This is a genomic window from Labilibaculum euxinicum (assembly GCF_963678175.1).
Classification (GTDB): domain Bacteria; phylum Bacteroidota; class Bacteroidia; order Bacteroidales; family Marinifilaceae; genus Labilibaculum; species Labilibaculum euxinus.
In genome coordinates this window covers 4197009-4223388 of sequence record NZ_OY782756.1, presented here as the reverse complement: position 1 = coordinate 4223388, position 26380 = coordinate 4197009, and the positions used below count along the sequence as shown (strand labels likewise).

The following is a 26380-nucleotide window of genomic DNA, read 5'->3' as shown; positions in this document are numbered from 1 at the left end:
CGAGCGCTTGCCTGAGAATTATTTACTGATTATTGGTAAAACTGGAATAGATAAGAGTGTAAAAACTAAATTATATATATAGGTAGTAGCACGGAAACGATTGAGGCGAACGGCTATAACACAAAAGATCTTAAAGTTACTTCAAGAAGAAATAGTTTTAGGTTTTTATTCGAGAAAGGATTAGTGTTTGTGAAATTTGCTTGCAGACAAAAAACGCACACTCTGTCCTTATTGTAAATAAGGACAGAGTGTAAGTGTTAATTTGTATGTATTAAGAAAGATATGAGGAATTGTAAGCGATAAAACCCCCAATATATCAATTTGTAATAATTATTAAATTTATTAAATTATGATTACAGAAGTTTATGAAAAACCAAATGTGTATTGCAGCTTTTTAAGTGAATACCTAAATCGAGGGAGGCGTTTAAGGTTTGATAATGATATAGGAATAAACAAAGGTTTATTTGCCTCAATGAATTTGGAATACTTAAGTGAATTTAAGCTGATTATGTAATGGAACGTACAATGTATTTATTTATTCAAAACTTATCCTTATTTAATATGTTAAGGATTAAACTACAAAAGTATTTTTTGCTTCTAGTTGTATTTGTTTTTAGTTCTACTCATGTGTTCTCACAAAATTTAAGAGAAATTAGGGGGACAATAGTATGTGAGCAAGAACCAATTGCTGGGGCAACAATCATGGTAAAAGGAAATTTAAACTATGCAACTATTTCCGATTTTAATGGTTGTTTTGTATTAAAAATACCGCAGGAAACACCAGTTATCGTTGTTTCGTTTATTGGAATGGAAAGACAGGAAGTCAATGTTGCCGGAAAGGCAGAATTTAATTTGATTTTGGTACCTGAAGTGAGTGTATTATCGGAAATAATGGTTGTTGGCTACGGTAAACAAAAGAAAGAAAGTGTTGTAGGATCTATATCTCAGACAAAAGGTGAAACACTGGAAAGAACAGGTGGAGTAACTAGTGTTGGGGCTGCATTAACCGGTAATTTACCTGGTGTAATTACGGTTTCCTCCAGTGGAACTCCCGGAGAAGAAGATCCTACTATATATATTCGGGGTCAAAGTACCTGGAATGAAAGTAGTCCACTAATTTTAGTAGATGGTATCGAGCGGCAAATGAGTAGTGTAGATATATCTTCTGTGGAAAGTATTTCGGTACTGAAAGATGCTTCTGCCACTGCAGTATTTGGTGTAAAGGGTGCTAATGGTGTTATTTTAATTACTACTAAACGCGGAAAGGAAGGAAAAGCAGAAATTCGTGTTAATCTTAGTGCCACTGTAAAAATACCTTCTAAATTGCCTGAGAAATACGATTCGTATGATGCCTTAAAGCTTCGAAACGAGATTATTGAACGGGAGGTAGCATTATATCCAGATTCATGGGCTGATTATACTCCCCAAAGCATACTCAACAAGTATCGTAATCAAAGTGATCAGACAGAACGTGAAAGATATGTTAATGTAGACTGGGAAGATGAATTGGTGAAAGACTTTGCAATGTCATACAAAGCAAATGTAAGCGCTTCCGGTGGTACCAAGACTGTAAAGTATTTTACTTCAGTAGACTATTTGTCGGAAGGAGATATATTGAAGCATTTTGATAATGATAAGAGTTATTCACCAGGCTATGGTTTTGATCGTATTAATGTTCGCAGTAATTTGGATTTTGACTTAACAAATACCACTGTTTTCTCTGCTAATTTAGCCGGTTCTTATGCCGTTAAGCAAGATGTTTATGGACAAGACGATTGGGAGTTTCGTGTTTGGGAGGCTATTTATACTTCAGCTCCTGATAGTTATTTACCTCATTATCCTGATGGTTCATGGGGCTATTATCAACCAGAACCTTTAGAAGCATTTAATTCGGCTGCAATACTAGCCAATAACGGGATACGTAAAAAAACAACGGCAACCATAACAACGGATTTTACCTTGAAGCAAGATCTAAGTATGTTGTTAAAGGGATTGAGTGCTAAAGGTACTTTGTCTTTTGATAATAAATTTAAAACTGTTGGAGGTGTGAATGATGGTGGAGGAGTTCAATCTAAATGGGTGGATGCCAGCACTGGTGAGGTTTATTATTCAAACTATTTTGGAACCAATCAATTTAATTGGATGCCTTCAATATGGAGTACACGTGGCGATGAGGTTTATACCAATTCGTGGGGCGGTAGTGAAGATTATCGAAAGTTGTTTTATCAATTACAAATGGATTATGCTAAAAAATTCGGTAAACACGATGTTACAATGATGGGGCTGTTTAGTCGTGATAAATATGCAACAGGAAGTGAATTTGAACATTTCCGTGAAGACTGGGTATTTAGAGCAACTTATAATTATGCATCAAAATATTTTGTTGAATTGAATGGTGCCTATAATGGTTCCGAAAAATTTGGACCCGACTATCGTTTTGCTTTTTTCCCTTCGGGAGCAGTAGGCTGGATGCTTAGTGAAGAGAATTTTATGAAAGGTGTAGGCTTTTTAGATATGTTGAAACTTCGTGCTTCATATGGTGAAGTTGGTAGTGACAATACGTGGGTGCGCTTCTTATACGATACACAATGGGCCTATGGAGGCGATGCTAACCTAGGTAACAGTCCTGGTTCCACGAGTCAATATACTTGGTGGAAAGAGGATAGGATTGGTAATCCTGATATGCATTGGGAAAAAGTAGCTAAAACTAATGTCGGTGCTGATTTTGCTTTTTTTAATGGTTTAGTAGCAGGTAGTGTGGATGTGTTTAAAGATCATCGTACTGATGTTTTATTAGATGGTGGAAATAGAGCTGTACCATCGTATTTTGGAGGAACACCATCGTATGGTAATCTGGGTGAAGTTGATGTTAAAGGGTATGAGATTGAAGTGCGCTTAAACAAAGTACTGAAAAATGGTATGCGTGTTTGGGGTAATTTTAGCATGTCTCATGCTAAAGATAAAGTTATTTTTGCTGATGATGAGTTGTTACTTGATGATTATCAGATGACTGCGGGAAAACAAATTGGACAAACGCGTTCGATAATAAATGATGGTTATTACAATACATGGGATGAAGTGTATGGTAGCACGGTAGAGAATGCTTACGATGCTGAAAAATTACCGGGTAATTATCAATTAGTAGATTATAACAGCGATGGTATAATCGATGATTTTGATCGTGTACCATACGGATATCCTGATCGACCACAAAATACTTACAGTGGTACTGTAGGATTAGAGTGGAAAGGTTTTAGTATCATGGCTCAATTTTATGGTGTAAATAACACAAATCGATCAGTGTATTTCAATAATTTCGGGGGTCGTACCAACAAGGCCTATGAATTAGGTAGTTGGTGGACTTCTGAAAATACCAATGCTGATTTTGCTATGCCTAGATGGAGTTCGCATGTTTATTCCAGAGGAACTACTGATATTTATGATGGGTCATATATAAGACTAAAGAATGCTGAGGTAGCTTATGAATTTAATAAAACGGTAACCTCAAAATTAGGAATTGGTTCGTTAAGGGTATTTATAAATGGTAATAACTTGTGGATGTGGACTAATATGCCTGATGATCGAGAGGGGCGAAACAATAGTAATAGTGCATATCCAACAATGAAACGCATCAACTTAGGCCTTAACATAACATTATAAAACGGATATGATGAAAAGATATATAAATTTATTATTGAAGGGTTGGGTCTTTTTAATGATTATTGGGCTGGCCTCTTGCGAGGATTATTTAGATAAAGCACCTGAGTCTGAAATATCTAAAACAGATGCTTTTGTTAATTTCTATAATTTTCAAGGTTTTGTTGAAGAATTATATTGTGCTGTTCCTGATATTACTACTGCAAACTGGTCATGTGACTGGAACTTAGGTGATGAGGTAATTGAGAGAGAAAGTGCAGTTTGGTTAAATACTGCTTTTGATAAAGGAGATTATTGGGCTTGGACCAATACTAATTGGATTTCCTACTTGGATAAAGGTAAAGTAGTAACTGGAAAAGGCCAAAGAGAACAAGGGTTATGGCCAAATGCATGGTATGCCATTCGAAAAGCAAATCTGGGTCTTGAAAATCTGGACAATATGGTAGATGCTACTCAAGAGGAAAGAGATTTAATTGAAGGTCAATTATTGTTTTTCCGTGCTTGGTTTCATTTTAAACTCATGAGTTTTTGGGGAGGATTGCCATATCTTGATAGAGCATTAGGGTCAGTTGAAAAATTAGAGTTGCCTCGCCTAAGCTATCAGGAATGTGCTGATAAGGCTGCCGTAGATTTTGAGAGAGCCGCAGAATTATTACCGACTGATTGGGATGGTACTGTTGTAGGTAAAGATACAGAAGGTAATAACCAACAACGAATTACTAAAATTATGGCACTTGCATATGCAGGGAAAAACTATTTATATGCCGGGAGTCCATTAATGAATTATGAGTCAACAGGATCGAAAACCTTTAACGTAGAATACTGTAAAAAAGCAGCTGATGTGTTTGGTGAGTTACTTAAAATTGTTGATGCGGGTCAAACGAATATAGCTCTGCTGAATTTTAGTGATTATAGTGCTTTGTTTTATACTGACGGACGTTCTACTATTCCAGGAGGTATTGGTGATACCAGGGAGGCTATTTTTCAATGCTTAGTAAATGGCGAGTGGTTTAAAGGTTGCGCTTGGGGACCAAGTGCGTTATGGACAGAAGCAAATATAGGTGGTGGTGCAGTTTGTCCAAATGCCAGATTTGTAGAAAATTATGGTATGGCAAATGGTTTACCTATTGATGATCCTAATTCGGGATACGATGCAAATGATCCGTGGGCAAATCGAGACCCTCGTTTCTATCATGATATTATCATTGATGGAGATCAAGTAATTAGTGGTTCAGCTCCTGCAGACAAAGAACAATTTAGATATGCACAGCTTTTTACTGGTGGGGCGAGTCGTCAAATTAACAAGTCAGGTAGATCTGGATACTTGCTTAGTAAAGTAACTCCAATGAGAATTAATGAAATTGATGGTTTTAATGGAAACTACATGCATCTTTCATATATGCGTTTAGCAGATGTTTATTTGATGTATGCTGAAGCTGTATTGCAAGGATACGGTTCTGCTAGCAGCAGTGCAAATAATTATACCTTAACTGCTGAAGGTGCATTTAATAAAATACGCGAACGGGCTGGTGCTGGTATTATTGATGCTCGGTATTCAGGTAATAAGGGCAAGTTTATGGACGAAATTATTCGTGAACGAGCTATGGAACTTGGATTTGAAGGAGATTTCCGCTTTCAAGACTTGAGACGTTGGTTGTTGGCTGAGAAACAGCAATATAAAGAAAAAACAGCAGTTGAATTTGACCGTGGAGCAGACGGTAAACCTGTTAACTATCGTGAACGCGTAGTATTAACCAGAGTGTTTGAACAAAAACATTATTGGTTGCCATTGAAAGTTTCTGATGTAACTCTTTACCCGTCTTTCGGGCAAAATCCAGGATGGTAATAATAAATAAATGGAAAAAATGATGAAACATATAAGAATAGGAATGATTTTATTCGGATTGTTCTTCGGCTTTCTGTTTGGCGTAAATGCCCAAATAGATACCGCAAAAGTAGTGGCATCCGATGATGATTCTTTAGTACATGGGACTTTTAATTCTGTTAAGGAAAAGGATATGCCTAATGGTGTCTCGGTATTAAATCCTTCAGAATACTTAGATAAACATTATGGTACTTATCCTTTGGATGGAACTGCAGCTTTTGTTGGAGGTGCTAATCTTTGGAATTTAGGTGCCTATTTAGTGTTAATTGATGGAGTTCAACGTGAAATACGTGATATAACTGCAACAGAAATTGAGCAAATTTCTTTTTTAAAAGGTGCTAATGCCATCGTATTGTATGGTTCACGTGCGGCCAATGGTGTTGTGCTGATAACAACCAAACGCGGGAAAGCTGGTGATAAGCAGATGAATGTTCGTGTTAATGCAGGGCTTAATATGCCCAAAGCATATCCTGAATATTTAAATTCAGGCGAATACATGACTTTTTATAACCAAGCGCGTGAAAATGATAAATTAGCGGCTTTGTATAGCGATGAAGAAATTGCGAACTACACTGGTCATACTAATACGGATCGTTATCCTGATGTGGACTATTATTCATCTGATTATTTAAAAAAGATGTATAACACATATAGTGTAAATGGAGATTTTTCAGGAGGAAATGATATTGCACAATTTTATCTTTTTGGAGCTTATGAAAGCAATAATTCTTTGTTGAATTTTGGAGAAAGTCAAAATGCGCTGAACTCTCGTTTAAGTGTGCGTGGTAATATTGATTTGAAATTGAACGATTATATCAAGACATACGTGAATATTTCAACTGTTTATAATTCAGATAAGTCTGGCAACGGTAACTATTGGGAAAAGGCAGCTTCGGCAAAACCGAATAAATTTTCGCCGCTTATTCCGATAAATTCGATCATGTCTTCAGCTAAAGATGCTTTAAGTCTTTTAGAGGAAAATAGTTCGTATTTGATTGATGGAAATTATCTGGCTGGAGGGAATTCCGAATTTGGGACAACAGCATTCGGTGATGAGTACCTGACTGGTTATAAAAATTATATTGATCGTAGATTTCAATATACCAGCGGTGTTGATATTGACTTGCGTAATGTGATTGATGGTCTTTCATTCCATGGACAGGTAAGTATTGACTATATAAATAAGTATAAACAATCTGTTGATAATGGATATGCTGTTTACGAAGCTGAATGGCAACATTTTACAGAAGGTGATTCTATAGTTGGCTTAACGAAGCATGGTAAAGATACTAGAAGTGGTAATCAAAACTTGTCCGAGCAATGGAATCATAACGTTATGGAATCCTTTATTCATTTTGATTACACAAAGACTTTTAATGATAAGCATAATTTGGATGTTGTGTTATTAGCTGCCGGAGCTCGTAAACGTGAGTTTGGTGAATTCCAATCGTATACTAATGCTAATGTAGGATTGCAATTATCCTATAATTTAGACCATAAGTATTACGTTGATTTTAGCGGATCATTAGTAAACTCCACAAAATTGCCAAAAGATAAGCGTACTGCTTTCTCACCTACTATTGGTTTAGGATGGGTTATTAGTGATGAGGATTTTTTAAAAGGTGGAATTTTCGATCGTTTAAAATTAAGTGCAACTGCAGGAGAGGTTAATACGGATTTAAATTTCGAAGAGTATTATATGTATCAAGGTATCTATTCAAGATCATCTTATTTTTCCTGGAGAGATGATAAATATAAAAATCAGGGTTTTACGCCTACGCATGGTGAAAATCTTGATCTTGGATATGTTAAAAGAAAAGAATTAAGTTTCGGGGTGGAAGCCTTAATGTTAAATAAAATGTTGGCATTCAAGGCCAATGCTTTTTTTATCAAAAAAGATGGTTTACCTCAACAAGCATATAGCCAATATCCAAGTTATTTTCGAACTTATTATCCTTCAGGTTCTTTTGTGCCATTTATTAATTATGGTGTAAATAATTATAAAGGGTTTGATTTTGAAATTAACTACAGAAAACAGTTTGGTGAAGTTGCTTTGACTATTGGTGCTGCGGGTACTTATGTTAAAACTAAAGTGTTGAAAACTGAAGAAGAATTTGGTATAGAAGATTATCGCAGCAAAATAGGAAAACCTACAGATGCTATTTTTGGTTTACAAAGTGATGGTTTTTTTATGAGCGATGAAGAAGCTGCAAATACTGCAATAAAGCAAACTTTTGGTGGTGAGCTAAGAGGCGGTGATATCAAATATGTTGATCAGAATGGAGACAATGTTATCGATAATCGGGATCAAATTAAACTAGGAACTTGGGGAAGTCCATTTAATTTTGGTTTAAATGTAACTGCCGAGTTTAAAAACTTTACATTATTTGTGTTGGGGACTGGTTCTTTGGGAGGTATAGCGGTTAAGGATAATGATTATTTCTGGGTTTACGGCGATAAGAAATATTCAAACGTTGTGGTTGATGGCTGGACTGAAGAAACTAAAAACACGGCAACTTATCCACGTTTATCTACCTTAAGTGGAGCTAATAATTTTAGAACGTCTGACTTTTGGACGTATAGTACAGATCGTTTTGATTTAGCTAAAGTGCAGTTAACTTATGCTTTGCCAAAATCCGTTTTAGGCAGCTCATTTGTTAAAGATGTAAATATTTACGTGAGTGGCTCCAATTTATTAACGTTAAGCAAAAATAAGGATATTTTGGAATTGAATTTCGGAAAAGCTCCGCAAACTCGTTTCTATAACCTTGGTGTCAAAGCTGTATTTTAAATGATATCATTAAAATGAAAACAGATATGAAGACAAATTTATTTATATTATTGGCTTTGTTTTTTATTTTCACAGGTTGTGAAGACTTATTGTCTCCGGCCGACGAGAATAATCCAACGCTCGAAAACATATATGAAGACGCAGCTTATGCTGAGGGATTGTTATTAAATGCATATGTTTTTTTACCTTCAGGAAGCTATTCGTTTAACGATGTTGCAACTGATGATGCAGTGTCAAACGATCCGAATAATAATTATCTTGCCATGGCTACTGGTGGATGGTCGGCAATGGAAAACCCAACTTCAAGATGGGTGAACTCTTATGCTGCTATTAACTATTTAAATATTTTTTTAGCTGAAACTGATCAGGTTGAATGGGCAACTACAGGTGAATATGTTAAAGAAATGTTTAATGATAGATTTAAAGGCGAGGCCTACGGTTTACGTGCTCTTTTTATGTATTACTTATTAGAGGCACATGCCGGTAAAGATGCTGGAGGTAATCTTCTTGGTGTCCCTATTTTAACAGAGCCTTTAGATGGACAATCGAGTTATGATATTCCCAGAAGCACATTTGAGCAGTGTATAACTCAGGTTTATGAAGATTTAACAAAAGCCGAAAGTTATTTACCTCTGGATTTTGAAGATATCCAAGAAGGCGAATTGCCTTCAAAATATCAAGGTAAAACATCAGTGTCTGACTATAACAGAGTATTTGGCGCCTATAACAGACAACGCTTGAGTACCCGAATTGTTAAAGGAATCAGAGCCAAAGTTGCCTTATTAGCGGCGAGTCCTGCTTTTAACGAAACCACTTCCTGGGAAAATGCCGCTGATGCAGCAGGGCAAGTTCTTGATCTTATCGGTGGTGTAGCTGGGATAGATCCACAAGGAGGTACCTGGTATTCAAAAGAGAATGGAAGTACAACAGATAATTTAGTGGTTGGTACCAATCCTCAGGAAATTCTTTGGAGAACAAATGTTTCAGAAGAAAGTGATTTGGAACCAGATAATTATCCACCCTCATTGTATGGTAGTGGACGTATAAACCCTACTCAAAATCTTGTTGATGCGTTTCCTATGGCTAATGGTTTACCAATTGCTGATGGGGCTAGTGGATATGATGAGAACAACCCGTATGTAGGTAGAGACCCTCGCTTGAATGACTATATCTTATATAATGGAAGTGTATTTGGCCCAGGTTCAAGTTCTATTTTAACGAGTGAAGATAGTGGTGAAGATGGTATCGGAGCAATCGCTAAATCAACTCGTACAGGATATTATTTGCGTAAATTACTTCGTGAAGATGTAAACCTTGATGCTGCCAATAAAGCAAATAAGAAACATTATGTTTCTCGTATTCGTTATACAGAGTTGTTTTTAGCCTATGCTGAAGCTGCCAATGAGGCATGGGGACCTGATGGATCAGGAAGTCATGGCTATTCAGCCAGAGATGTTATTGCTGCTATTCGTCAGAGGGCAGGTATTTCTCAGCCGGATAATTATTTAGCATCCATTAGTTCTCTTGCTGATATGAGGAAGTTAATCCGTAATGAAAGAAGATTAGAGCTATGTTTTGAAGGTAATCGTTTTTGGGATTTACGCAGATGGAATGAATCACTTTCAGAAACTGCGAGAGGTATGAGAATTTCTTCTAATGGAGCATATCAAGTGGTAAACATTGAAAAAAGACAATATCAGGATTATATGAATTATGGTCCGCTGCCATATCAAGAAGTGATTAAGTGGAATATGACTCAGAATGTGGGTTGGTAAATAATGTTAAAAATATAAGGAAAATGAAAAAGTTAATTTTTATTTCACTGATAATTCTTTCACTGATAACTTCATGTCATAATCAGGATTGGGAATTTGAGGACTACGATTATACGACAGTGTATTTTGCTTATCAAACGCCTGTTAGGACTATTGTGTTAGGTGAGGATATTTATGATAATACTCTTGATAATGAGCATAAGTGTAAAATTATAGCCACATTAGGAGGTGTTTATGAAAATTCGGTTAATAGGATTCTTGACGTAACTGTTGATAATTCACTATGTCAGAATCTTCAGTTTGAATCAGGAAAATCAGTATTACCTATGCCAAGTGATTATTATTCGCTTGCAGAAGATATGCAAATTGTAATACCTAAAGGCTCTAGAACAGGAGGCATAGAAGTACAATTAACAGATGCATTTTTTGCAGATCCTGATGCTATTACCAATACATATGTTATTCCATTACTTATAGAGAATGTACAAAATGCAGACTCAATTCTGCGTGGAGAACCTGCTGTTGAAAACCCCAATAGAGCTATAGCTTCAGATTGGGGTACAGTACCAAAAGATTATATGTTTTATTGTATTAAGTATATTAATTCTTGGGATGCAACTTATTTAAGGAGAGGTAAGGATGTCGTTGTAGCAAATAATGGAGATAATTCATTAAATACAACGAATGTTTATCATGAAGATTATGTTGCAGATGATCAGGTTGTTAAGATGAATACGATCACTTTAGGTGAGGTTTCTTTGTCTCTTTCTACCAGAAACGGAGGATCTGATATTAATATTCCATTTGAGATTCGATTGAATTTTACTAAAGATGGAGAATGTACTGTTTCAGAACCTTCAACGGCAGGTTACAGCGTAAGTGGAACTGGAAAATATGTTAATGATGGTGATGAATGGGGTGACAAGGCTAGAAATGTGGTTTATTTAGATTATAGTATAGATTTTGGAACAACTACGCATTCATTTAATGATACTCTTGTTGTAAGAGACCGAGATGTAGTTCTTGAAACTTTTACTCCTGCTTTGATTCCGTAAAAGGACCTGAATGGTTAAACAGTAGTATTTAACTTACCTGAAATATAATTTTAAGAGGCTGTCATTATAAGACAGTCTCTTTTGTTATTGCATATTTTTAATGGAATTGATAGTTGTTTTTGGATCAAGCAGAAAATTTGAAGATCATAAATAAAAGTAATAAACTCGTTTGAGTTTATTACTATGGAAGAGAACATACATATTTTGCCTCCTGATATCCTCGAGCGATTTTAATTATTCGAAGATTTTTGTACTGAGTTTTATACATATTGATACATCCCTTCAATCTTACTCATCTCGTTTGAGATGAGCTTCTCGCTAGCTCTGTCATAATTTTTAGTCATTCTGGTATTGGTATGTCCCATTATTTTCAAAATAGCCTTAATGTTAAGATTATTGCCCAAAGTAACCGTTGTTGCAAATGTATGTCAGGCTGAATGTGTACTTAAGTTCTTATTGATACCACACAGGTCGGCTATTTCCTTTAAGTAGGTATTCATCTGATTGTTTTCTTTTGTCATAAGAGAGTTGCCTTTCCATTTCCTTTTATTAGAATCCCAGAACTTAGAATCAATACTTCTCTTAAGAGATATATCTAATCTTTGACCGTCGATAGTGATTCTTACAAAGATGGGAGATTCTCCGTTTTTTAGTTTGGTGGTTTTTCTTGCAAAGAATAAAATAGAAGTAGTTTGTCTCATTTTTACTGGTTTTTGAATGTTTTAAAACGATTTGTCAAAACTAGCAAACGAGTGATTTTTTGAGTGGGGTAAAATAGTGAATATCAGAGTGTTAGTACCTGTTTTTCGGTGTTGCAAAATCAAGCTTTAAAATCTACACCGAATTCTACACCTTTTTATTGCTGTTTGAGGTGTTTAATTGCGTTGGCACTAAATGAAGAAAGCCTTGTAAACGTTAAGTTTACAAGGCTTTTCTTTCTGTTGCATTTCTGCATGGCGGAGAGAGAGGGATTCGAACCCCCGGTACGTTGCCGCACAATAGTTTTCAAGACTACCGCATTCGACCACTCTGCCATCTCTCCAATATAGTTTTGAGCTTTAATTGCTCTGCTATCTCTTGTGATAACGGGTGCAAATGTAGAATAAAAAATACTTGCAGCCAAACATTATTTTACTTCAGAGAGTAATTTATTTGAAATAGCTTGATCTTCAATTCAATTAATTTTAATTAGCCATGAATATCCAACTCATTCATCATGTAAAGTGAGTGTTCAATCGTCTTAAAAATCTCCGAGCAGTATTCATTTACGGCTTTTGGACTACCAGGCATGGTATAAATTAGAGTTTTATTCATAACACCTGCAATGCCACGACTAACCAATGCATTTGGCTTTTCCATTCCATATTTTACCCGAATCAATTCCATAATTCCGGTTATCTCTTTTGTGACGTGTTTTTTTACTACATCAGGAGTAATGTCTTTTGGTCCAATACCTGTTCCACCTGTAGTGAATACAAGATCAAAATCTTCCTCTTTTGCTTTTTCAAGTAAATTGGTAAGATCAGATTCTTGATCAGGAATAATGAATTTTTCTATTTGATAAAGCCGGTTTTTCGATTTGAAGAATTCTTCAGCTAATTTCTCCAGTAACGGACCGCTTTTATCAGCATATTCACCTCGGCTGGCTCTGTCGCTAAGAGTGATTACCATGGTTTTTATTACTCTTGGATGATAGCAAAGAACATCACCTGCTTTTAAATTACCACCGTTTAAAACTCTGCAAAAAATACCTTCTTTTGGCATTACACAGTTTCCTATTTCGCGAAAAATACTGCAGTTGTCTCCATGGCATTTTTTACCAATCTGAGTCACTTCCAAAATCATGTCACCTATGTGGAAACGATCAAGTGGAGCAGTCAAATGAAGTAAAAGTCCTTCAGTGGTAATATTCTCGGCAAATTCTCCAAAATTGATATTGCGTTTGGCTTGTACCGAAAATTTATCGATACTTTCTTTGGCCAGCAAGCTAACCTGACGGTGCCAGTTTCCCGAATGTGCATCATTTACAACACCAAGAGAATGCAATTCTATGGAATCAACAGGCTTTTTGATCACTCCTTTTTTCTCAGATATATTTACAGAGAGTACTGATACTTCTTTTGTGCTCATGCTCATCGTGTTTTATTGCTTCAAATCGGTTTTTGTTTTTTCTACAAGCGCAATTTCGCCTAACACCATTGATTTATCAACAGCTTTACACATATCGTAAATGGTTAGCAGAGCGATGCTGGCAGCGGTTAATGCTTCCATTTCCACTCCTGTTTGTCCTATGCATTTTACCCGGGTATTTACCTGAACGCCCTTTTCAATAATGCTGCACTTTACTTCAGCCTTTGTAATTTGAAGCGTATGACAGAGAGGAATTAAATCACTTGTGCGTTTAGCAGCCTGAATACCTGCAATTTCAGCGATAGTCAAAACATCGCCTTTTTTCATTGCATTTTCTTGAATTAATTCGATGGTGCGAGCCTCTAAATGGATAATACCAACAGCTTTGGCTTCTCTTATTTGAGGTGTTTTATCACCCACATCAACCATATTGGCTTTCCCATCCTTATCGATATGACTAAAATCTCCCATTACTGAAATATTGTTTTTTGATCACTGCTAACTAATTCTCTGCTCACTGTTCTCTGTTTACTGATCTATCCTCCAATACCATAAAAACTGCCGTTTTTATTTTTTGTGCCGGCTTTTGGTTTTTGGTTGATCGATTTATCGATTGCCTCTTTATTGCCTAATTCTTTACTGTCGAATTCGCTGGCATTAAACAAACAGGGTTTTACTTTTCCGTTGGCAGTAAGTCTAATCCGATTGCATTCCACACAGTTACCACCTTCACCACCTTCAACAACAGAGAATTCTCCAGTGGACAAATCCATCTGTTTTATGAATCTTAATTCCAGATTATTACTCTTGCAAAATTGGCGTAAATTTTCCAGATCATCCAAATCTGCATCGAGCATGCGAACGCAGTTTATTTTTACGGGATGCAATCCAGCTTTTTGAGCTGCTTTTATTCCTCTAAAAACATCCTTGATATCACCCAGTCGGGTTATTTTCTTATATTTTTCAGGATTAAGCGTATCCAAACTAATGTTTACTCTTCTTAAGCCAGCTTTGGCTAATTGATCAGCAAATTGATCAAGTAAGATGCCATTGGTAGTCATGGCAATCTCCTCAATTCCATGAATATCTGAAAGTAATTTCACCAAATCAACAATTCCTTTTCTAACCAAAGGTTCGCCACCGGTTAGTCTGATTTTATTGATCCCGGTTGCAACTGCTTCCTTTACAAAATCGGTAATCTGCTCAAAACTCAATATTTCATCATGAGCCATTAAATCAATGCCCTCTTCGGGCATACAGTAAGTACATCGAAGATTGCATCGGTCTGTTACCGAAATTCGCAGGTAATTTATATTTCTGTTATAATTGTCTAACATGAACAAATTCTCCTTCCGTAAATTCATCAACCTCCCTTGGAACTGCCATAATTCCATTGGCTAAAGTAAAAGCATTAATGTGTGCTGAACCATGATAGCTAATGGGTACAACCTGATTGTCAGCATTAAAGCGAACTGGCAAAAATTCAAGTCTGTCGGTTCTCTTTCGCTTGTAATCTGAAGCTATTGGCATTCGTACCATAGGTGCATTATAATCATGTCCCATAAGTCGGTAAAGTAATGGTTTCCCGAGCAATTCAAATTGTACAAATGAGGAAACCGGATTTCCAGGTAAACCTAAGACATATTTCTCCTTGCAGGTTGCAAATACTGTGTGTTTGCCGGGTTTAACCATAAGCGTATGAAACCAAATGTTGAAACCCAGTTCTTTTAGAATTTGAGGAATGTAATCGAAGTCACCTACGGAAACACCACCCGATATAATCAATACATCATTTTCTTCCAAACATTTTACCATTGCTTCTTTAGTAGCCTCTTTCGAATCAGCAACAATTCCGAGACTATTGCCACGAATGCCCATTTTTTGCAGTTGTGCCTGCAATTGCCATGAGTTTACATTGCGAATTTGAGATATCTCTGGTTTTTGATCTGGTTCAACCAATTCGCTTCCGGTTGCAATTGTCGCAACTTTTGGCTGTCTGAAAACAAGGGGATTTGCGCATCCGACACTTGCCAAAACAGAAATGTGCTGAGCCTTTAATCGGGTTCCTCTCTTTAGTACGACATCATTTTCTAAAATATCTTCTCCTTTAAGGCAAATATTCGATTTTGTTTTGTCTTTCGTAAAACGAATGTGATTGTCATCAATTTCTTCCGTGTGTTCAATCATGATTACCGTGTCGGCACCTTCCGGCACCATCGCTCCGGTCATAATTTTGGAACACTGATTGTTTCCGACAGCTTTGCTTGGAGCAGACCCGGCTGCAATAATCTCCAAAACTTCGAGATTGTTTGCCAAATCAGATTGTTTACAAGCATATCCATCCATAGCCGACTTATTAAATGGCGGAATAGACATGTCTGAAAGTACATCTTCTGCAAGAACCCGATTCAAACAATCAGCAAGATTGATAGTCTCAGTATCTAACTTTTTAGTGGCATTTTTTACAGTTTTTAAAGCCTCGTGAAACGTAATCATATTGTTAGTCTTTTATTTTCCATTCATTATTGGTAAAAGAAATGTTCTCTGCAGTAAAATTGAAATTTTCACCATTAAATTCAATCCATTTATCTGCTAATTTTCCATAACCAATAGCTCTGGTTTTTATATTTTTATTGTCTTTTTTGTTGATCATTAAAAACAGACCCGGTTCAATCAAATCTCTTAAGCCTCCCGATTCACAAATTACAGGAGTTTCTGCCGAAAGTATTTTCTCGAAATAGGAGAGTATCTCAGTCAGATGATCATCTTTAGCCTGCACGTAATAAACCTTTTTGCTTCCTGCCCGAAACAAGCGATTGCTATCCTTACTGCCTGTTTTACTAGTTTCTTTTGCAATTACAAAATTATCAGTTTCGCTGATGATTTCTAATTCTTTGCTTAATTCATGAAAGTGAGGAGATATTTTAATACAAACCAACTCATTTTCACATTTCAATTTTTCAATTAATCGACATGCAAATAGGGTTTTACCAACGTTTCTGCCCGTTCCTGTAATTAATAATATATTCCTTTTACTACTTACCATTTCTTAAATATAAGAAACCTCCAATTCAATTCAGAATCGGAGGTTTATGTTCTTAGTTTCAATAGCATGTAAATTGCTAAGGCAAAGTACATTTACTTATCTATCGGTATCATACTAAATCACAAAAACACTCCTTTCCAATTTTAGGGTTTAAGCCCAGCGGGAGGCAAATTCGTTTCCCAATTTACCCATCGGTTTATAATTCGTTCCGTTTTGTTGAGGTTTAGAAATTATAAACTCGGAGATCACTTTATTTCAACGGCAAAGATATAAATATTAATGAATCTACAAATGTGTATGTGTAATGATAAAAAAATTGACGCAAAGCTTGGTTATTCTATAAGAATGGGATTTCTGAAGAAAGCCTGCAGTCTGTAGTATTTAAAATGGAAACGATTGTGTTCTAAATGAAAAGGGAACAGAATTTATTTTGCAATTTATAATTAGTTTGATTAAAAAAAAGAATTCATTGCTATATTTATAGGCTTATTAAATGAGGCTAATATGGGAAAAGGGAATCATGGACATGCGCATCACGATCATGGTGATTTAAAAGGGCGAAATTTGGGAATTGCAATTCTACTGAATATTGGAATTACTGTTGCTCAGGTTATAGGCGGATTTATGTCGGGCAGCTTGGCTCTTTTGTCTGATGCCATGCATAATTTTAGTGATGTGCTTGCTTTAATCATAAGTTGGTTTGCAAGTAAATTATCGAGTCGTAAACAAACTGCAAAACAAACATTCGGATATAAAAGGGCTGAGATATTAGCCGCTTTGTTTAATTCAATATCTTTAGCTGTAATCGCATTTTTCCTTTTAAAGGAAGCTGTCCAGCGGATTTCAGAACCTCAGGAAATTGAATCAGGATTGGTGATGATTCTGGGAGGTTTGTCAATTCTATTGAATTTACTTAGCATGTTATTGGTAAAGAAGGATGCTAAGGACAATATTAATATGCGATCGGCTTATTTGCATTTGTTATCGGATATGATATCATCGGTTGCAGTGGTATTGGGAGGATTGGCAATGTACCTTTGGGAAATTTCGTGGGTTGATAGTGTGCTTTCAATACTCATCGCGCTCTATCTGGTTTATTCAAGTTGGGGCTTGGTAAAGGAAAGTATCCGTATTCTTATGCAGTTTGCTCCTGTTCATCTCAATCTGGACGAAATTCTTCTGAAAGTTAAAGAGCTGGAGGAAATTGAAAATATGCATCATGTGCACCTGTGGCAACTGGATGATAATCAAATTAATCTGGAAGCTCACATTAGTTTTAGAAAAGATATCAATTTGAGTGAAGTAAGTAAGGTACTGCATAAATTGGAGCACATGTTTCATGACGAATTTGAAATTAATCATGTTACACTTCAGCCGGAAATAAATGGTTTTTGCGAAGATGAAAGTGTTGTAAGCCAGGAAAGAAAACATATCCATTAGTCTATTTTCTTTCCCGTTTTGTCTAATATTTTAACTGAATGAATCAAGCAAGTCTATTGGGTTTTCGACAAGGATTCTTGCTCCGTTTTCAAGTAATTCTTCCATGTCGCGGAAACCCCACAAAACGCCTGCTGCGTACATTCCCGAGTTTTCTGCCGTCTGCATATCAACGCCTGAATCACCAACATACATCATTTCTTCAGGAGCAATGCGCATTTTTGTACTAATAAGTATTGCTCCTTTAGGATTTGGTTTTCTTGGAATATCACCACCTGCACCAATTACCATTTCGAGTGTCCAGTCAGCGAGTAAAGCATTTACTACTTTCTGTGTTAACTCATTGGCTTTGTTCGAGAATATGCCAATTTTAATATCTCTTTTCTGCAGTTCTGTAAGAAGTTCTGTAATACCTGGATACAAACAAGTTTTAGTAATGCAGTTTTCATCATAAACAATCATCATCCTGTTAAAGCATGCTTCTAATATAGATTCATCATTTACAGAATCGGGCAGGGCATTTTCAACCAGAGCTTTCAGTCCGCGGCCAACAAATGTTTTGTACGTATCATAGTCATGTGTTGGAAATCCTTTTTCTGCTAAAACAATATTCATTGAATCGGCAATGTCTTCAATTGAATTGGCCAGTGTGCCATCAAGGTCAAAAACTACTCCTTTTATCATTACAATCTGTATTAAGTTTAAGAAGTACAAATATTGTAAACTCAGGCTAAGTATGCAAAGGGAATTAAATAAAAAATTGGGCATAAAAAAAGCAGTTAATTAGAATTCCAATTAACCGCTTAAGTTTTAAAGTTTTATTTATCTAATGATGGTTCTTAATTCAGCATTGTAATCATTGGTAATATCCATCCATTCATTGAACATGTTTTGCCATGATCCTTCTCCGTATAGTTTTTCAAACTCTTTTTTAAATCCACTATCCGAAGACCAATCGGCATAGCTTTTAAAATCCCATATCATTCCAACATCCGCACTTTCGCTTGTATGTAATGGGTTGTTGAAAATTAGAAATGCAAATCCTAATTTCTCCGATGTTTTCATTAATTTTTCAGCAAGTGCTTCAAAACGGTAATATTGTCCTCTTTTCAGATCGATTGCCCAGGCTTCATAATACCTGGCATTCATTAAAATTTCTTTTCCAAAAGATAATTTGGGGTTGTAATTCCAAAGATTGATTGGACCATATTTTTGAATCAGAGGTTCTACTGTTTTATCCCAATCGTCTTCATGACCGTTTTCTTTTGCCGGGCGGGTATCCAGAGCAGCATATGTTGTTGGACCCATAATCCAAACATACCAGCCGGCTTTATCACCGTATTCCACTTTTCGTAAACCTGCCACATAATCACCTTTTGGATGAAATTTTTCATTGTGAGCTTTAATTGCTTTTTCGAACTCATCAGCCATTCCTTTTTTTGGCAGAATGTAAACACTTTCAACAACTGTTTTCTCAGCTTTCTCATTGGTTTGTGCTGTAACAGCAAAACTGAAACATAAAGCAATTGCTAAACCAATTATTCTCTTTCTCATGATAATATTGTTTTGGTGAATAAAGACTTAATTTACAATTTTATTTAGAATAATTCTAATTAATATTTATTAAACAGCTAATATTGAGGGTGTAATGAGTATTTTATTTTTAGTTCTAATTGAGGAGGAATCACAATGAAAATTGTTGGAATTGTATTTCTGCAAAAGCAAAAAAAGGAAGAATAATATCGTTTGCATTGGGTTGCAGTATTATTATTGGCCAATAAAATTTGAAAGAATCCTTTTGAAATGATACAGATAAGAAAAAAAAAAGCATATATTTGAAACTCTTAAAGATGAGGAATAGCTTTTTTGAAACAGATAAATAACATAGCGATTGAAATGAACATGTTGGGAACCAGCATGGAAATGTCTATGTCTGAAACTTCTATTTGTACTATTCCTACAATAATCACAACTACAACCACAACCCTTTAGGGGGTTGAATTTTTACATATCGCCACAGGTGAGTAGTTGATTGCTCAAAAAACATAGGGTATTTTGTACCTTGTACAATAACTGATTATTTTATAATTGGTGTTGTTGGAGCATTCTTAATAATAAAGCAGAATAACTATTTAACCAAAATTTATATCAACCGATGGACAACCGGACATTTGTACGGAAGGGAATCTATCTTAAGAAATTAATCAATGAAGGTTTTAAAATTTGGAGGGAGCTCAGTTTCTAATTCAGAAAATTGTAAGCGCGTTCAGGAGATTATTAAAAGGAATTATGCCAACTGTAAGCAAGTTGTAGTTGTTTCAGCTTTTGGCGGAGTTACCGATGAGTTGGAAAGATGCATTAATCTGGCCAGTGATAGAAATAAAGAATATGAAAATTCCCTTTTTAAAGTAAAGGAAAGGCATTTTCAAGTAATTAATGAACTTAATTTACCAGCAGAAATAGAATTGGGTACATCAAAGAAATTTGATGAGATAGCAGAACTACTTCAAGGGGTTTATCTATTGGAAGAAATCTCGCAAAAGGTGAAAAATTCTGTAATGGGATCAGGTGAGATATTATCTTCTTTAATTTTTTCAGCCTATTTAAATCAATGTGGGATGAATACTGTGCTTTTCGATTCCAGAGATTTTATCAAAACACAGAATGGCAAAGGAGTATTTCTAAATAGCGAGCAGACCAATAAGAATTTGGAAGCAGTTAAAAATGTAGAATTTCAAGTTGCTTTGTTTCCCGGTTTTATAGCTTCCGGTCAAAAAGGTGAAATGACACTGCTTGGGCGTGGTGGATCGGATTACACAGCTTCTATTTTGGCGGCAGGTTTAAAATGCAGCGAGTTGGAAATTTGGACTGATGTCAGTGGTATGTTTACTGCCGATCCAAGATTGGTATCGCAGGCTCAGCCAATTGAGCAGATGTCTTTTCAGGAAGCAATGGAACTTTCTCATTTTGGTGCTAAAGTTATTTATCCTCCAACCTTAATTCCGGTACTGCAGAACAAAATAAATGTTCGCATTAAAAATACGTTTGCTCCCGACGAAAAGGGAACTCTGATCACTTCTGCACCTAAAAGTGAACGCTCAATAGTTCGAGGACTTTCTTCAATCAACAACATTAATTTATTTACTCTTTCGGGAAGTGGAATGGTTGGTATAAGCGGATTTGCATCTCGCTTTTTCACTTGTTTGGCTCAGAATAAAATTAATGTGGTTCTAATTACTCAGGCTTCATCGGAGCAGAGTATGAGTGTTGGGATTAATGAGGGTGATAGGGCGTTGGCTATTGAGGCGGTTCGTTCCGAGTTCGAAATGGAGATTAGAATGAACTTGGTAAATGAACCGGCTGTTGAGCAGGATTTGTCTATTGTAGCCGTTGTTGGTGAGGATATGGGATATACCCCTGGGATTTCGGGAAAAGTATTTAGTGTACTTGGAAGAAACGGAGTGAATATTCGGGCTATGGCTCAGGGCGGTAATGAATTAAACATTACTTTCATGGTTCCAACCTTTGATGTAAAAAAAGTATTAAATGTTATTCATGAGGATTTTTTCATCTCAACTCATAAAAAAGTGAACCTGTACATTGCAGGAGTAGGTAATGTTGGGGGAAAATTATTGGAATTCATGAAAAATCAATACGATTATCTTCTTGAAGAGAAAGGTTTGCAATTGATTGTTCGTGCAGTGACTAACAGTCGGAAAATGTATTTTGCAAAGGATGAAAATATGCTTCAGGATTGGAAGCAGAAATTGGAGGAAGAATCAGAGGTGGCCAATTTGCAGGAATTCGTAAAGAGAATGGATCAGGCAAACCTTAGAAATTCTGTGTTTGTAGACATCACTGCAAGTGAATCTGTTAGTAAGGTGTATCAGCAGGTTTTGAACTCCACTGTTTCTATTGTGGCATGCAATAAAATTGCGGCTTCTTCAGAATTTGATAACTACCTAAGAATTAAAGCTGCTGCAAAAAAGCACAATGTAGAATTCATGTTCGAAAGCAATGTTGGAGCAGGATTACCGGTGATTAGTACAATTAACAGTCTGATTCATACCGGCGACAAAATTGTTGGAATTGATGCTGTTGTTTCGGGTAGTTTGAACTTTATAATGAATGAGTTTAATAATGGTAAATCATTTGTTGAGGCAGTTAAGATGGCAATGGAGCAAGGATTTACTGAACCAGATCCGAAAATCGACCTGAGCGGAATGGATGTATTAAGAAAGCTTTTGATATTATCTCGTGAAGCTGGTTACAAGTTAGAGGTGAAGGATGTAGAGCATGAGCCTATGATTCCATTATCTTGTCTGAATGGAGAGACGGCAGCTGATTTGATCCGCGATCTCGAAGCTCATAATGATCATTTTGAGGCATGGAGAACTGTGATGGCTGAAAAAAATATCAGGTACCGTTACATCGCTTCTTTCGCAGATGGCAAAGCTAATGTAAGCCTTAAAGAGGTTACGCCCGATCATCCGTTTTACGATATACATGGTAAGGATAATGTGATTTCGTTAAAAACGAAGTGGTACAACGATCAGCCATTGATTATTAAGGGTGCCGGAGCCGGAGCAGAAGTTACAGCTTCGGGAATTTTTGGCGATATCATTAGAATAACCAGCAATTAATTACCAACAAAGAAAATTGAATAACATGTCAGATAGTGTGAAAGTTTTTGCTCCGGGCAGCGTTTCCAACGTTGGTTGTGGGTTCGATATATTAGGATTTGCCATCGATGGGGTGGGCGATGAAATGATTATTACTAAAAATGATCAGAATAAAATAATTATACAAACGGTAAAGGATTATGAGGATCTTCCTACTGATCCAAAGAAAAATGTTGCAGGTGTAGCCATTCAGGCTTTATTGGATGATTTGGAAAGCGATCAGGGCTTTGATGTTGAGATCATTAAGAATATCAAGCCTGGTAGTGGAATTGGATCTAGTGCAGCAAGTGCGGCAGGTGCGGTTGTTGCAGTAAATGAATTGTTGGGTAAGCCATATACAAGAATGCAATTGGTTGATTTTGCTATGAAAGGTGAGGAGGTTGCTTCGGGTGATGTTCATGCTGACAATGTTGCTCCTGCAACACTTGGTGGTTTTTGTCTGATTAGGGGATACAATCCTCTGGATGTAATTCATATTCAGCCACCGGCAGATTTATGGTGTGTCGTTATTCATCCACAAATTGAAATCAAGACCAAAGAAGCACGGGAAATATTGTCTCCCCAAATTCCTCTAAAAAAGGCAATTCGTCAGTGGGGAAATGTGGCAGGCTTAATGGCCGGACTTTATACTGCAGATTATGATTTGATCGGACGTTCTCTTGAAGATCATATAGTAGAACCACAAAGGAAGGTTCTGATACCTGAATTTGATGAATTGAAACTGTCTGTTATGGAAGCCGGAGCATTGGGTTGCAGTATTTCCGGATCAGGACCATCGGTATTTGCATTGGCAAAAGGAAAGGAGTCTGCAGATGTTATTGCTGCCGCCATGGATACAGTTTATAAGCGTACCGATTTGGATTACAAAATTTATGTTTCCAAAGTAAGTGAAGGTGGAGTGAAAATTCTGTAAAAGTGTAATTAGTTAATAAATCGCATAGATTTTGATTCAAGAAAAGATAGACTTGTGAAATATTTTAGTACAAATAATAAAGATATACGTTATAGCTTTAAGGAAGCTGTAATAAAAGGGCTTGCGCCGGATAACGGATTGTTTTTTCCGGTTTCAATACCAAAGTTGGATGATGAATTCTTTCAACGATTGACAGAATTAAGTTTGCCTGAAATAGGATATGAAGTGGCTAAACTCTTTGTTGGTGACGACATTTCCGATTCTGATTTGAAGAAAATTACCAAAGAGGTACTTAATTTCCCGATCCCAGTTGTGCCGATAGAAGATGGTGTTAATACTTTAGAGCTGTTTCACGGACCAACTTGCGCATTTAAAGATGTAGGTGCCAGATTCATGTCTCGATGTCTGAGTGCTTTCGCAAAGCAGGATCAGGAAGAGGTAACCATTTTGGTTGCAACATCAGGAGATACGGGCAGTGCAGTTGCCAATGGCTTTTTAGGTGTTGAGGGTGTAAAGGTGATTATATTATATCCTGCCGGAAAGGTGAGTAAGATTCAAGAACAGCAATTAACCACCATGGGACAAAACATCACAGCTCTTGAGGTTGATGGCACTTTTGATGATTGTCAGGCATTGGTTAAAACTGCCTTTGGAGATACTGATTTGAATGCAGAATTGAGTTTGACTTCGGCAAATTCTATAAATATAGCTCGCTTGTTACCACAAAGTTTTTACTATTTCTACGCTTGGGCACAATTGCAGCCAACTGATAAAAAAGTTGTATTTTCAGTTCCCAGCGGGAATTATGGAAATCTTACAGGAGGATTGCTGGCAAAACAAATGGGATTGCCAATCGATTCATTTATTGCATCAGCAAATACAAACAAGGTTGTGCCGGATTATTTAAGTTCCGGGAAATATGAGCCAAAAGCTTCTGTTCAAACTATATCAAATGCTATGGATGTTGGAGCTCCAAGTAATTTTGCTCGTATGATGGAATTGTATCAGGAGAAACATTTTGACATAATCAAAGATGTAAAGGGAGCGTGGTTTTCAGATAAGGAAACTCAAGAGGCAATAGCAGATGTATATAGTAGGAATAAGTACATTCTTGATCCGCATGGTGCCGTTGGATATCTGGGTTTGAAAAGATACTTAAATACAGAAGATGAGGTAGGTGTTTTTTTGGAAACAGCGCACCCGGCAAAATTTAAGGATACAGTTGAAAAGGTACTTAATATTGAAATAAGAGTTCCGGACTATCTCCAGGAGTGTTTGGGAAAAGAAAAAAAGAGTATTTTAATAAGTAAAGATTTTTCAGAGTTTAAAAGCTTCCTCTTACTTAAATAGGATCTCCCGAAAGGCTGTCATTATTTATGAACAGCCTTTTGTTTTCAATCATCTTATACTGATGTATATCATTGTGTAATACATTTTAACGAAATATACAAGAGATTTTGATGATGGTTTTACACATCCCTTAAATCTAACTATAGTGTTGAATGTTAGTTGTTTGTGTGTGTAGTGTTGGGGGTTATGTTTATTGTTGGCATGTCATATTAAATGTTAGTGAATAAAGTATTTTAGTAAATCAGTTAAATAAGAAAGACCTTTAAATAGAGTTATGATTTAATTCACATTCTGCTCTTTATTGTTTACGGGGAATAGCTTGAAAATTTATAGTTTTATTATGTTTCGATCTTTGAAAGGTTAAATTTCTTATTTTTTCTTATCGGAAATTTGCAAACCATCAGAAATCCTTTATATTTGTATATGATTCAAATTTAAAAGCAATTTTTAACCCTAAAATTTTATAAAGTTATGAACAAAGCTCAATTAATTGATGCAATTGCAAACAAAGCTGGTTTGACTAAAGCTGATTCTAAAAAAGCATTAGATGCTTTCATTGAAACGACTACTGAGGCATTAAAAAGTGATGATAGAGTAGCACTGGTAGGATTTGGTTCATTTTCTGTTTCTAAGCGTGATGCTAGAACCGGTAGAAATCCTCAAACTGGTAAACCAATCAATATTCCAGCAAAAAAAGTTATCAAATTTAAGGCTGGTTCTGAATTAGCAGACTCTGTACAATAGATAATTGTTGTCAAAAGATGTTAGAGGGGGTGTATCAATAATACCTCCTTTTTTTTATTCCTAATTTTTTGTGGATGGAGAAGAAGTTATTGCAGGAATCGATTCATTTTTTGGAAGGTTTTACTAGTGAAAAGCGCATCGGATTACTGGATAAAAATATTGAAAACAGAACAAGATATATAACCTTGGTTTTGGAGGATATTTTTCAAGCTCAAAATGCCAGTGCAGTAATTCGTTCATGTGATTGTTTTGGTGTTCAGGATTTGCATGTTATTGAAAATCACAATGAATATCATTTAAATCCTGATGTTGTAATGGGAGCGTCAAAGTGGATGAATTTGCACAGATACAATAAAGAAGAAAGAAATACCTTAAGTACAATTACGAAATTAAAAAATCAGGGATATAGAATTATTGCAACAAGTCCTCATTCAAATGATATTCTTTTACCCGATTTTGATCTGACTAAGGGGAAAGCTGCATTTTTCTTTGGAACGGAACTGACGGGCTTGTCGGATGAAGTAATGAATAATGCCGATGAATTTGTGAAAATTCCAATGTACGGCTTTACGGAAAGTTTTAATATATCGGTTTCTGCTGCTATAGTACTAAATCATCTTACTACGGAGCTTCGACGATCGGATATTTATTGGCAATTGTCTGAGTATGAAAAGCTGGAGTTAAAATTAGATTGGTTGGTGCGATCGGTAAGATCGGGGGATGAGCTTCTCGGCAAATTTCTAAAAAAGAAGTAATAATAGAACCAATTTGAAAAAAAAGTTATATTAAGTTAAGTTTTGTAAAAGGGAATATTTTGGTTAAATATTTCGGAAATGGTAAAAAGATTATTATTTTTGATGAAAACTACTTTGTAATAGATAAGTATGATTTATTTACCTATTTTTGAATAAAAAT

The 26380-nt window shown here is 36.0% G+C and carries 19 protein-coding genes, 1 tRNA gene and 1 riboswitch; of the genes, 11 read left to right on the top strand and 9 right to left on the bottom strand.

From position 1 onward, the window contains the following. Positions 1-513 precede the first annotated feature (513 nt). Genes ACY0M5_RS16965 through ACY0M5_RS16945 form a run of 5 tightly spaced genes read left to right on the top strand, consistent with a single transcriptional unit; the run spans position 514 to position 11163 of the window. Positions 514-3660 carry a SusC/RagA family TonB-linked outer membrane protein gene (locus tag ACY0M5_RS16965; RefSeq protein WP_461629967.1) on the top strand — a complete coding sequence of 1049 codons (3147 nt, stop codon included), beginning with the start codon at positions 514-516 and terminating at the stop codon, positions 3658-3660. Positions 3661-3670: 10 nt separating this feature from the next. Beyond that, on the top strand, positions 3671-5503 hold the full coding sequence (locus ACY0M5_RS16960) for a RagB/SusD family nutrient uptake outer membrane protein (RefSeq protein WP_461629966.1): 1833 nt from the start codon (positions 3671-3673) through the stop codon (positions 5501-5503). Positions 5504-5525: 22 nt separating this feature from the next. Then, the gene (locus ACY0M5_RS16955) at positions 5526-8333 is read left to right on the top strand and encodes a SusC/RagA family TonB-linked outer membrane protein (protein WP_461629965.1); all 2808 of its coding nucleotides are present in this window, start codon (positions 5526-5528) and stop codon (positions 8331-8333) included. A 26-nt stretch (positions 8334-8359) separates the two neighbouring features. Continuing rightward, positions 8360-10108, top strand: coding sequence for a RagB/SusD family nutrient uptake outer membrane protein (locus ACY0M5_RS16950; protein ID WP_461629964.1), 1749 nt, complete (start codon positions 8360-8362; stop codon positions 10106-10108). Between the two features lie 23 nt (positions 10109-10131). Further along, the gene (locus tag ACY0M5_RS16945; protein ID WP_461629963.1) at positions 10132-11163 is read left to right on the top strand and encodes a DUF5627 domain-containing protein; all 1032 of its coding nucleotides are present in this window, start codon (positions 10132-10134) and stop codon (positions 11161-11163) included. A gap of 428 nt (positions 11164-11591) precedes the next feature. Here the strand turns inward: ACY0M5_RS16945 and ACY0M5_RS16940 are convergent, their stop codons facing one another. The 7 genes from ACY0M5_RS16940 to ACY0M5_RS16910 all read right to left on the bottom strand — a co-directional run bounded on the left by ACY0M5_RS16940 (position 11592) and on the right by ACY0M5_RS16910 (position 16339). Then, positions 11592-11864 carry an Arm DNA-binding domain-containing protein gene (locus tag ACY0M5_RS16940; RefSeq protein WP_461629962.1) on the bottom strand — a complete coding sequence of 91 codons (273 nt, stop codon included), beginning with the start codon at positions 11862-11864 and terminating at the stop codon, positions 11592-11594. 253 nt (positions 11865-12117) lie between these two features. Further along, a tRNA-Ser gene (locus tag ACY0M5_RS16935) sits at positions 12118-12205 on the bottom strand. A 146-nt stretch (positions 12206-12351) separates the two neighbouring features. Beyond that, complete coding sequence (locus ACY0M5_RS16930; protein ID WP_461629961.1) at positions 12352-13293, bottom strand: molybdenum cofactor synthesis domain-containing protein; 942 nt, start codon at positions 13291-13293, stop codon at positions 12352-12354. A gap of 12 nt (positions 13294-13305) precedes the next feature. Continuing rightward, positions 13306-13764, bottom strand: coding sequence for a cyclic pyranopterin monophosphate synthase MoaC (moaC, locus tag ACY0M5_RS16925; RefSeq protein WP_461629960.1), 459 nt, complete (start codon positions 13762-13764; stop codon positions 13306-13308). 65 nt (positions 13765-13829) lie between these two features. Continuing rightward, the gene (locus ACY0M5_RS16920) at positions 13830-14630 is read right to left on the bottom strand and encodes a radical SAM protein (protein ID WP_156194649.1); all 801 of its coding nucleotides are present in this window, start codon (positions 14628-14630) and stop codon (positions 13830-13832) included. Further along, positions 14614-15789 (bottom strand): molybdopterin molybdotransferase MoeA, encoded by a 1176-nt coding sequence (locus ACY0M5_RS16915; RefSeq protein WP_461629959.1) that lies wholly within the window; start codon positions 15787-15789, stop codon positions 14614-14616. The genes ACY0M5_RS16920 and ACY0M5_RS16915 overlap by 17 nt, the downstream gene beginning before the upstream one ends. Positions 15790-15793: 4 nt before the next feature. Next, positions 15794-16339 (bottom strand): hypothetical protein, encoded by a 546-nt coding sequence (locus ACY0M5_RS16910; RefSeq protein ID WP_461629958.1) that lies wholly within the window; start codon positions 16337-16339, stop codon positions 15794-15796. A gap of 114 nt (positions 16340-16453) precedes the next feature. Further along, a riboswitch (molybdenum cofactor riboswitch) is annotated at positions 16454-16595 on the bottom strand. 248 nt (positions 16596-16843) lie between these two features. Between ACY0M5_RS16910 and ACY0M5_RS16905 the strand changes: the two genes are divergently transcribed. After that, entirely contained in the window at positions 16844-17779 is a 936-nt protein-coding gene (locus tag ACY0M5_RS16905; protein WP_461629957.1) for a cation diffusion facilitator family transporter, read from the top strand. Positions 17780-17809: 30 nt separating this feature from the next. Here the strand turns inward: ACY0M5_RS16905 and ACY0M5_RS16900 are convergent, their stop codons facing one another. Beyond that, on the bottom strand, positions 17810-18460 hold the full coding sequence (locus ACY0M5_RS16900; RefSeq protein ID WP_461629956.1) for an HAD family hydrolase: 651 nt from the start codon (positions 18458-18460) through the stop codon (positions 17810-17812). Between the two features lie 138 nt (positions 18461-18598). Beyond that, entirely contained in the window at positions 18599-19330 is a 732-nt protein-coding gene (locus tag ACY0M5_RS16895) for a hypothetical protein (protein ID WP_156194624.1), read from the bottom strand. A 653-nt stretch (positions 19331-19983) separates the two neighbouring features. Between ACY0M5_RS16895 and thrA the strand changes: the two genes are divergently transcribed. From thrA to ACY0M5_RS16870, 5 genes are all read left to right on the top strand, one after another. Beyond that, positions 19984-22419, top strand: a complete 2436-nt coding sequence (gene thrA / locus ACY0M5_RS16890; RefSeq protein ID WP_461629955.1) for a bifunctional aspartate kinase/homoserine dehydrogenase I — start codon at positions 19984-19986, stop codon at positions 22417-22419. Between the two features lie 25 nt (positions 22420-22444). Further along, complete coding sequence (locus ACY0M5_RS16885; RefSeq protein WP_156194626.1) at positions 22445-23371, top strand: homoserine kinase; 927 nt, start codon at positions 22445-22447, stop codon at positions 23369-23371. A 54-nt stretch (positions 23372-23425) separates the two neighbouring features. Then, positions 23426-24721: a threonine synthase gene (gene thrC, locus ACY0M5_RS16880; protein WP_461629954.1), complete on the top strand. Its 1296-nt coding sequence runs from the start codon at positions 23426-23428 to the stop codon at positions 24719-24721. Positions 24722-25192: 471 nt separating this feature from the next. Beyond that, entirely contained in the window at positions 25193-25465 is a 273-nt protein-coding gene (locus ACY0M5_RS16875) for an HU family DNA-binding protein (RefSeq protein ID WP_124992980.1), read from the top strand. A gap of 74 nt (positions 25466-25539) precedes the next feature. Beyond that, positions 25540-26220 (top strand): TrmH family RNA methyltransferase, encoded by a 681-nt coding sequence (locus ACY0M5_RS16870; protein WP_461629953.1) that lies wholly within the window; start codon positions 25540-25542, stop codon positions 26218-26220. Positions 26221-26380 lie beyond the last annotated feature (160 nt).